Source organism: Mycobacterium sp., from assembly GCF_050701675.1.
Taxonomy (GTDB): domain Bacteria; phylum Actinomycetota; class Actinomycetes; order Mycobacteriales; family Mycobacteriaceae; genus Mycobacterium.
This window is the reverse complement of record NZ_JBOGDD010000797.1, coordinates 1-9,279: the sequence shown is the minus strand read 5'-3', so window position 1 is coordinate 9,279 and position 9,279 is coordinate 1. Positions and strand designations below refer to the sequence as shown.

General features: G+C 67.2%; 10 protein-coding genes. 2 read left to right on the top strand and 8 right to left on the bottom strand.

All coding sequences use genetic code 11. The features are described 5' to 3' along the window. Positions 1 to 16 precede the first annotated feature (16 nt). The gene (locus ACRDUX_RS24370) at positions 17 to 460 is read right to left on the bottom strand and encodes a MarR family winged helix-turn-helix transcriptional regulator (RefSeq protein WP_526417335.1); all 444 of its coding nucleotides are present in this window, start codon (positions 458 to 460) and stop codon (positions 17 to 19) included. Between the two features lie 64 nt (positions 461 to 524). Here ACRDUX_RS24370 and ACRDUX_RS24365 point away from each other — a divergent pair, with 64 nt between their 5' ends. After that, positions 525 to 857, top strand: coding sequence for a putative quinol monooxygenase (locus tag ACRDUX_RS24365; RefSeq protein WP_526417333.1), 333 nt, complete (start codon positions 525 to 527; stop codon positions 855 to 857). On the opposite strand, the gene ACRDUX_RS24360 is transcribed toward ACRDUX_RS24365, so the two are convergent. The 6 genes from ACRDUX_RS24360 to serA form a co-directional block, all read right to left on the bottom strand. Next, positions 852 to 1,829 carry an ABC transporter substrate-binding protein gene (locus ACRDUX_RS24360; protein WP_526417331.1) on the bottom strand — a complete coding sequence of 326 codons (978 nt, stop codon included), beginning with the start codon at positions 1,827 to 1,829 and terminating at the stop codon, positions 852 to 854. The genes ACRDUX_RS24365 and ACRDUX_RS24360 overlap by 6 nt on opposite strands. A 31-nt stretch (positions 1,830 to 1,860) precedes the next feature. Beyond that, positions 1,861 to 2,658, bottom strand: coding sequence for an amino acid ABC transporter ATP-binding protein (locus tag ACRDUX_RS24355; protein ID WP_526417330.1), 798 nt, complete (start codon positions 2,656 to 2,658; stop codon positions 1,861 to 1,863). Next, on the bottom strand, positions 2,655 to 3,515 hold the full coding sequence (locus ACRDUX_RS24350; protein ID WP_526417337.1) for an amino acid ABC transporter permease: 861 nt from the start codon (positions 3,513 to 3,515) through the stop codon (positions 2,655 to 2,657). The genes ACRDUX_RS24355 and ACRDUX_RS24350 overlap by 4 nt, the downstream gene beginning before the upstream one ends. A 116-nt stretch (positions 3,516 to 3,631) precedes the next feature. Next, positions 3,632 to 4,363 carry a GNAT family N-acetyltransferase gene (locus tag ACRDUX_RS24345; protein WP_526417328.1) on the bottom strand — a complete coding sequence of 244 codons (732 nt, stop codon included), beginning with the start codon at positions 4,361 to 4,363 and terminating at the stop codon, positions 3,632 to 3,634. Between the two features lie 91 nt (positions 4,364 to 4,454). Beyond that, on the bottom strand, positions 4,455 to 5,462 hold the full coding sequence (locus ACRDUX_RS24340; RefSeq protein WP_526417326.1) for a 3-isopropylmalate dehydrogenase: 1,008 nt from the start codon (positions 5,460 to 5,462) through the stop codon (positions 4,455 to 4,457). Next, entirely contained in the window at positions 5,459 to 7,045 is a 1,587-nt protein-coding gene (serA, locus tag ACRDUX_RS24335; protein ID WP_526417324.1) for a phosphoglycerate dehydrogenase, read from the bottom strand. Before serA ends, ACRDUX_RS24340 begins: the two co-directional genes overlap by 4 nt. Before the next feature lie 30 nt (positions 7,046 to 7,075). On the opposite strand from serA, the gene ACRDUX_RS24330 reads away from it, so the two are divergent. Next, on the top strand, positions 7,076 to 8,506 hold the full coding sequence (locus ACRDUX_RS24330; RefSeq protein WP_526417322.1) for a phytoene desaturase family protein: 1,431 nt from the start codon (positions 7,076 to 7,078) through the stop codon (positions 8,504 to 8,506). 6 nt (positions 8,507 to 8,512) lie between these two features. On the opposite strand, the gene ACRDUX_RS24325 is transcribed toward ACRDUX_RS24330, so the two are convergent. After that, positions 8,513 to 9,205, bottom strand: a complete 693-nt coding sequence (locus tag ACRDUX_RS24325; RefSeq protein WP_526417320.1) for a TetR family transcriptional regulator — start codon at positions 9,203 to 9,205, stop codon at positions 8,513 to 8,515. Positions 9,206 to 9,279: the final 74 nt, after the last annotated feature.

Genomic DNA, 9,279 nt, shown 5'->3' with positions numbered 1-9,279 from the left:
GTCGGCAGGCGCGTGCTCACTCGACCGTTCCGTTCTCCAGATTCTCGGCACACCGGGTCAGCAGCTCGGCCAGCTCGTGCCGGGCGCTCACCGAGAGACCCCGCACCATCGCCCGTTCCACGTCGAGGACGGCCTCGTGACCGGCCGCCAGTCGCTTGCGTCCGACCGCGGTCAGCGCCAGCGCGGTGGCCCGCCCGTGGCCATCGCCGCCCGCCGACCGAACCAGGCCTGACGAACGAAGTCCCGCCAGAAGATCCTGCAGCGACTGCCTGGTGACGAAGCAGAGGCGTGCCAACTCCGATGCCGACGCGTCGGGGTGATCAGCGAGCGCTCGCAAGGCCGTGTACTGGGCCATCGACAACCCCGTAGGGCGCAACGCGGCATCGCAGCGGCGTCGCAGCGTCTGCTGGACCCGCTTCACCAGATATCCCGCGCCACCTTCGACCGTCGGCCCAGACATGACAGGAACCTTACATTGGGCTACGGTCAACTATGTAAGGAACCTGACAAACAAGGGAGTCGAAGTGACCACCATCGAGCGACACAGTCCCCACACCACGCTGATCAACGTGTTCATCGTCGAACCGGCGAAGGCCGATGCGCTGGCCGAACTCCTGGAGGCGGTGACCGACGAGGTCATGCGGCACGTTCCTGGGTTCGTGTCGGCCAACATTCACGTCAGCACCGACGGAACCCGCGTCGTCAACTATGCGCAATGGGAGAGCGCCGAGGCCTACCAGGCGATGCTGGCCGATCCGGCCGCACGTGAGCACATGGGCCGGGCGGCGGCGCTCGCCGTGAGCTTCGATCCGCATCTGTACACGGTCGAGTCGGTGCACCAGCGCCGGTCGTCATGACTTCTTGGGCAGTCCAGGCGGATTGATCTCCGACTTGGCGACCGCCTCGTTCCCGAGGCCCCATCGGTCGAGCGCCTTCTTGTAGGCCCCGTTCTCGATCACGTGATTCAAGGCCTGATTGACCGCCTGGATCAATCCGTTGTCCTTCTTGGTCAGAACCGCGATCTCGCCCTGGAGCGCATCGCCGCCACCGGAGTAGGTGGCGAGTATCTTGGTTTCCTTCGCGCTGGCCGAGTGATACACCGCCGACGGGTTCGGTCCGAGGTAACCGTCGATTCGCTTGGAGGCCAACGCCAGGTAGTAGTCGGCATTGTTCTGGTAATAGACGATCTCGGCTGGTTTCAGACCGTCTGCGGCGTTCTGGGCATTCCAGTCGACCAACAGTTGCTCCTGGTTGGTACCGGAGGTGACACCGATCCGCTTGCCCGCGATGTCCTTGCGGTCCTTGTACACCCAGTCGGAATCTGCCGGGGCTTCCAGCGCGAGGTTGTCCAACCGGTAAGTCGAGAAGTCGTACTTCTCCTTACGCTCCTCGGTCACCGTCACGTTGGAGATGAACACGTCGACCTCACCAGAGTCGATCCTCACGAAGTTCTGGGCCCAGTCAGCGTTCGAATCCTCCACCTTCAGTCCCAGGGTGTCGCCGACCAGATGGGCGACGTCGACGTCGCTGCCCACGATCGTGGCGTTGTCGGTGGCGTAGAAGCCAAGCGGTGGCGTCGATCCGACGTTGCCAGTTACTCGAAGCGTGCCGCGATCACGGATCGCCTGCGGAACCAGCGCCGCGATCGAGTCCACCTTCTCGGTCTCGACCCGCCCGCTCTGCTCGGGTGAGAGGTCGAACGTCTGCCCGTCACCCGCGGTCACGGTGTTGTCGACGGTCGGTTCGCTGCACGAGGTCACCAGGAACGTGGCGGCGGCCACCGCGGAGATGACGGTCGCGGCAGCGCGACGGGATCGGGATCGGGACATGACCCTGCTTTCTTTCGTGGGTGTGCTGTGTTCAGAGGACGTGGGACAGGAACTCTCTGGTCCTGGCATGTACTGCGTTGTCGAAGACGTCGGCGGGCGAGCCCTGCTCGACGATCACGCCACCGTCCATGAAGATGACGGTGTCGGCGACCTCGCGGGCGAACCCGACTTCGTGCGTGACGATGACGAGTGTCGCACCGTCGCTGGCGAGTTGGCGGATGACCTCGAGCACCTCGCCGACCAGTTCCGGGTCGAGTGCCGAGGTGGGCTCGTCGAACAGGATCACCTTGGGCCGCAGCGCGAGCGCTCGAGCGATCGCCACGCGCTGTTGCTGCCCGCCGGACAACCGGCGGGGATAGTCGTGGACCTTGTCTCCGACCCCGACCCGCTCGAGCAATTCCAGCGCCTCCGGTTCGACCACGCGCCGGTCGCGTTTCTGCGCCGAGACGGGTGCCTCGACGACGTTCTCGAGCACGGTGAGGTGCGGGAAGAGATTGAAGTTCTGGAACACGAACCCGATCTGGGAGCGCTGCCGAAGGATCTCGCGAGGTTTCAGCTCGTGCAGTTTGCGGCCCTTCAACCGGTAGCCGACGAGTTCACCGTCGACCCTGACCAGACCCGCATCGACCTTCTCGAGGTGGTTGAGCACGCGCAGCAGCGTGGACTTTCCCGAACCCGACGGTCCCAGAATGGCCGTCACCTCGCCGGGGCGGACGGTGAGATCGACGCCCTTGAGCACCTCGAGTGGACCGTAGGACTTGTGCACGCCCCTAGCCTCGACGGCGTACTGGGAGTGCTCGATCGCCGAGGTGATCCCCTGGCCGCTCATCTGGTTGCTCCCCGCGGCGAGAGGGGAAGTGCCGCAAGCTTCTTGCGGATCTGCTGGATGGGGGTCAAGGGAAGTGTCCGGAGTGCGCCCTTCGCGTAGTGCCGCTCGACGTAGAACTGCACGATGGACAGCAGCGAGGTCAGGATGATGTACCAGACGGTGGCCACCATGAGCATCGGCACCACGCGTCCGCTGCGGCCGTAGATCACCTGCACCTGGTAGAACAGTTCGGCGATCGCCATGACGGACACGATCGAGGTGCCCTTGAACAACGAGATCACCTCGTTGGCCGCATTCGGCAGGATTCCCCGCATCGCTTGCGGCAGGACGATCTTGAAGAACTCCCGTCGCTTCGGAATGCCGAGCGCGGCAGCCGCTTCGAGCTGACCCTGATCGACGGAGATGATCCCTGCGCGGACGATCTCGGCCGAGTACGCGGCCTGGTGCAACGCAAGTCCGATGATCGCGGCCATCGAACCGCTGATGACGCTGTTGACGTCGAACGTGAAGAAGGCCGGTCCGAACGGTATGCCGACGGCCAACACCTGGTACAGGTAGGCGATGTTGAACCAGAAGAGCAGTTGGACGATGAGCGGGATGGACCGGAACGCCCAGATGTAGAACCACGAAATGACTTGCAGCACCGGATTTTGCGATAGCCGGGCCGCCGCGAGGGCGATGCCGAGGGTGAAGCCGATCAGGGTGCCCCAGAACGTCAGCTGGATCGTCAGCCAGAGTGCCGCCATCACCGACTTCGCCGTGAAGTACTGGGCGAAGGTGCCCCAGTCCCACCCGGCGTTGGTGGCCAGACCGTGCACGAACTGCGCCGCGATCACCAGGGTCACGATGCTGATCACCCAGCGCCACGGGTGCCAGGTACGCGCGACGGTGAGTTCCTCGGCGGTGACCGGAAGTTCGTCGTCGCCGGGTGCCGTGTCAGACGCGCGCGACGTCGTCCCGGGAGTCACTGCGGTCACTTCGGGCCGTCCCCTCGATCGGTCGGTGTCCGGGCCAACGTGAGCACCGAACGCTTGCGCAGCCTGAAGCCCAGTGACTCGTAGAGGCCGATCGCGTGGACGTTGTCGGCCCTCGCGTGCAGGAACGGGATATCACCCCGGGCGCGGATGCCGTAGCCCACCGCCCGGACCAGACGGGTACTGAAACCCCGCTTGCGGAAGCGGGGATCGGTACAGACGGCGCTGATCTCGGTCCAGCCCGCGGGATGCATCCGCTCGCCGGCCAGCGCCACCAGCCGCCCCTCGTCGAGAAGCCCCAGATACGTGCCCATCTCGATCGTGCGCACGCGGAACGGGCCTGGTTTGGTCCGCTCGACCAGATCGAGCATCTGCGGCACGTCGTCGGCGCCGAGCACCACGACATCCGGATCGGGCGCCACCTCGAAGGCCGATCCGTCCAACTGGACCGAATCCATCTGCCCGAGCACCTCCCACCGGGCGGGCGGAACGTGAGCACCACGCAGTGACACTTCGGTCGACGGGCCCACCAGCGCGGCGAGATCCGCCCAATCCTGCTCGTCGAGTGCGGGTGGATGGCCGATGAACCCCGCGACCTCCTCGTCGTACCGGGCGATCCGACCGGACCAGGAGGCGAACGTGGCGTGCGCTCCGCGCAACGACGACCGGATGGGGTCGTCCAGCGGATGGATCGCTGAATCGCAGGGCTTGCGAACGGTTTCCGTCGTCAATCGATACTCCTCGCGTCGAACGCTCCGACGCTAGGAGGGGCGACAGCCCACATCCACCCTTTAGATCAGCCTGAGTGTCTGTCCGATCGGATCAGAGCAACCCGACGATGCGGTCGCCGACCGCCGACGTCGACAGCTTGTCGCCGCCGAGCGTGGCAAGGTGTTCCTCGACGGCCTTGTCCACGCGCGCCGCGGCGGCATCGTCGCCGACGTGCGCGAGAAGCAGTGCCACGGACATGATCGCAGCGGTCGGATCGGCGATGCCCTGCCCGGCGATGTCGGGCGCGCTGCCGTGCACCGGCTCGAACATGGACGGATTGGTCCGCGTCGCGTCGATGTTGCCGCTCGCCGCGAGCCCGATGCCGCCGGACACGGCGCCGGCCAGATCGGTGATGATGTCGCCGAAGAGGTTGTCGGTCACGATGACGTCGAACCGGCCTGGATCGGTGACCATGTGGATGGTCGCCGCGTCGATGTGCTGGTAGGCGACCTCGACGTCGGCGAACTCCTCGCCGACCTCGGCGACGATCCGCGACCACAACTTGCCCGCGAACGAGAGCACGTTGGTCTTGTGCACCAGCGTCAAGTGCTTACGCCGCTTGGACGCCCTGGTGAACGCGTCGCGCACCACGCGCTCGACGCCGAACGCGGTGTTGAGGCTTACCTCGGTGGCGACCTCGTGCGGCGTGCCGACGCGTATCGCGCCGCCGGTGCCCGTGTACGGCCCCTCCGTGCCCTCGCGTACGACGACGAAGTCGATGTCGACGTCGCCGAGGGGGCTCGTCACGCCCGGGTACAGCCGCGACGGCCGCAGATTGACGTGATGGTCGAGCTCGAACCGCATGCGCAGCAGAAGTCCGCGCTCCAGCACACCGCTCGGCACCGATGGATCGCCGATCGCGCCCAACAGGATCGCGTCGTGCGTGCGAAGCTCGTCGACCAGGCCGTCGGGCATGACTTCACCCGTCGCGTGATACCGCCGCGCACCGAGGTCGTAGGTGGTGCGTTCGACTCCCGGCTTGACCACGTCGAGCACCTTGAGGGCCTCGTCGATCACCTCGGGTCCGATGCCGTCGCCGGCGATCACTGCGAGCTTCATGACAAGTCCACCTGTTCCAGCGTCACGGCCTTGACGTCGGCGCCAAGGGCGCTCAGCACGTCGTCGGGCACCGAGCGGTCGAGCCTCAACATGATCGTCGCGCCGTCGCCGCCGGCATCCTGACTGAGTTGGGCGGCGAGGATGTTGACCCCCGCGCCGCCCAGTCGCGTGCCGATGGTGCCGAGCGCGCCGGGCTGATCGTGATAGTTGATGATCAGGTTCACGCCCTCGGCGCGCAGGTCGAGGTTGCGTCCGTTGATTTGGACGATCTTCTCCACCAGCTGCGGACCCGAGAGCGTGCCAGCCCCGTTGACCGTCGAGCCGTCGACGGCCACCGCGCGCACGTCGACGACGCTGCGGTGGTTGGGGCTCTCCGGCGCGGTGTCGATGGAGGCCTCGACTCCGCGCTCGGCGGCCAGTGCCGGGGCGTTGACGAAGGTCACCTGGTCCTCGATGACCGCGGAGAACAACCCGCGCAATGCCGAGAGCCGCAGCACCCCGACCTCCTCGGAGGCCAGTTCGCCGCGCACCTGGACGGCGACGTTGGTCGGGAGCTCGGCCGACAACGCGCCCACCAGCAGCCCCAGCTTGCGCACCAGGTCCAGCCACGGCGCAACCTCCTCGCCGACCACTCCGCCGCCCACGTTGACCGCGTCGGGGACGAATTCACCCGCCAGCGCGAGCTTCACGCTGGCCGCCACGTCGGTCCCGGCGCGGTCCTGCGCCTCAACGGTGGAGGCCCCGAGGTGCGGGGTGACGACGACCTGTGGCAGCTCGAACAGCGGGCTGTCGGTGCACGGCTCGGTCGAGAACACGTCGAGTCCGGCGCCGCGCACATGGCCACTGATGATCGCGTCGGCGAGCGCCTGCTCGTCGATCAGGCCGCCGCGGGCGGCGTTGACGATGATGACGCCCGGCTTGGTCTTGGCAAGCGCTTCCTTGCCGATGAGACCAGCGGTCTCCTTGGTCTTGGGCAGGTGCACGGAGATGAAGTCGGCGCGTCCCAGCAGCTCGTCGAGCGTCAGCAGCTCGATACCGAGCTGTGCGGCGCGGGCGTGGGATACGTAGGGGTCGTAGGCCACGATGTGGGCGCCGAAGACGGCGAGCCGCTGCGCCACGAGCTGTCCGATGCGGCCGAGCCCGACGACGCCAACCGTCTTGCCGAAGATCTCGGTGCCCGAGAACGACGACCGCTTCCACGTGTGTTCGCGCAGTGTTGCGTCGGCGGCCGGGATCTGCCGGGCGGCGGCGAGCAGCAGCGCGAGGGCGTGTTCTGCCGCGCTGTGGATGTTCGACGTCGGCGCATTGACGACCAGCACACCGCGTGCGGTCGCTGCGTCGACGTCGACGTTGTCGAGGCCGACGCCGGCACGGGCGACGATCTTGAGCCGGGGGGCGGCGGCGATGACCTCGGCGTCCACCGTCGTCGCCGAGCGCACCAGGAGCGCGTCGGCCTCCGGCACCGCGGCCAGTAGCTTTTCTCGGTCGGGGCCGTCGACCCAGCGCACCTCGACCTGGTCACCCAGGGCGGCAACTGTCGATTCGGCGAGTTTGTCGGCGATCAAAACAACGGGCAGGCTCACGCGGACAGAGTAATGGGCTCTAATCAGTGGATGGACGTCACCGTCGTCGGAAGTGGGCCCAACGGACTGAGCGCCGCCGTGATCTGCGCCCGAGCTGGACTGTCGGTCCGTGTCGTCGAGGCCCAGCCGACCGCAGGGGGCGGTGCGCGCACCGTGGTCGACCCCGAGTATCCGGGCGTGAGCCACGACGTCTGTTCGGCGGTGCACCCTCTCGCGCTGGCATCGCCGTTCTTCGCCGAGTTCGATCTGCGCGCGCGGGGCGTGCGGCTGGCCGTGCCCGAGGTCTCTTACGCAAATCCGCTGCTGGGAAGGCAGGCGGCGATCGGATACGCCGACCTGGCGCGCACGTGCGACGAGCTGGACGACGGCGCGTCATGGCGCCGACTACTCGGGCCACTGGCCGCCGACTCCGAGGGCGTGGTCGGCCTCATGCTCGGCGACAAGCGTTCGATTCCGCCCTCGATCCCGGCGGCGCTGCGGGTCGGTCCCCGGCTGCTCGAGCAGGGCACCCCGCTGTGGCGGACCCTGGCCGGGGAGGACGCCCGCGCATTGTTCAGTGGCGTTGCGGCGCACACGATTTCACGGATGCCGTCCTTGGTGTCCTCCGGAGCCGGACTGATGCTCGCCACCCTCGGCCATGCGGTGGGCTGGCCGATCCCCGTCGGCGGCTCCCAAGCGATCCCGGACGCCCTGATCGCCGACCTCCGCGCCCACGGCGGCGAACTGGTCCTCGGCGAGGAGATCACCCGCCCGCCCGACGGTGTGGTGCTGTACGACACCGCACCGACCGCGCTGCTGCGGATCTACGGCGATACGCTGCCCTCGCGGTATGCCAGGGCTTTGCGGCGTTACCGGTTCGGACCCGGCGTGGCGAAGGTCGACTTCGTGCTGTCCGGCGAAATCCCCTGGCGCGACCCGCGACTGGCAGTCGCGCCCACGCTGCACCTCGGCGGCACCCGTTCGCAGATGGCGCTGGCCGAGGCGGAGGTCGCCAAGGACCGCCACGCCGATTGGCCCATGGTGCTCGCCGCACTCCCCCACCTTGCCGATCCCGGGCGCATCGACGCCGAGGGCCGTCGGCCGCTGTGGACCTATGCACACGTTCCCGCCGGGTCGACCGTCGACATGGCCGAGGCCGTGACGGCGGTGTTCGAACGCTTCGCGCCGGGATTCCGCGATGTGGTGGTGGCGGCCCGCAGTGTGCCCGCCTCGCGCCTTGCGGAGCACAACGCCAACCTGGTCGGGGGCGACATCGGCGTCGGCGGCAACAACATGTTCAGTGCGCTGACCGGTCCGACGGCGCGACTCAACCCGTGGTCAACGCCGATTCCGAAGGCCTACCTGTGCTCATCGGCCGCGCCACCGGGCGGCGGCGTGCACGGAATGGCCGGTTACTACGCCGCGCGCACGGTGCTGCGCCGAGAATTCGGCATCAAGAAACTCCCCGGCCTGGCGCCGTGATGATCTTCACGCGCGCATCGTCTGCGAGCGGCGGTAAGCCCGCCCGGTGATGTTGCGGATGGCCACGACGGCACGTCGCTCGACGAACTGCGTCAGATAGTCGATCCGGTCGGGGTTGGCGAAGCCAGGCAAGGTGGTGCGCCAGCTGTTCCCGACGCGGGTCAAGAAGGTGGCCGCATCGTTGAGGTCGCTCACCTGCCGCATGCCGACGTAGTGGCCGACGAGGACCTGGGCAAGGTCTTCGGGATCACAGTCGGCGCGCACGTCACCATCGGCGATCGCCTGCTCCAGCACCGTGATCGAGCCCTTGACCCATTCGTCGACGAGGCCGACGGGCGGGGCGCCGGGACTTCGAACCTCCCCGAACAGGTTCATGGCGGCTCGGGCGTAGTCGTCGCGCGCGTCGCGCGTGGCGACCATGAAGGTGATCTCGATCATCGTCTCCAGCCCCGAGCGCTGGTGTGTCAGCAACTCCATGGTGGCTGCGCGGACTTCTTCGGCGTGATGTTCGATGATGGCCAGCGCCAAGGAATGCTTGGACCGAAAGTGGAAGTACAGCGCGCTCTTCGAAACGTCCGTGTCGGCGACGATGTCATCGAGGCTCACCGAGCTGAACGAACGCTCGGCGAACTGACGGGACGCGGCGTCCAGGATCGCCTGACGGGTGACGTCAGCACGACTATCTGCCAACTCGCTCATGACACGTTCCATTGGTCCTAGGGATAGCACACGCCGGGAGAACGTGTTCACCGACGAGTGTGCCCAAATCGTGG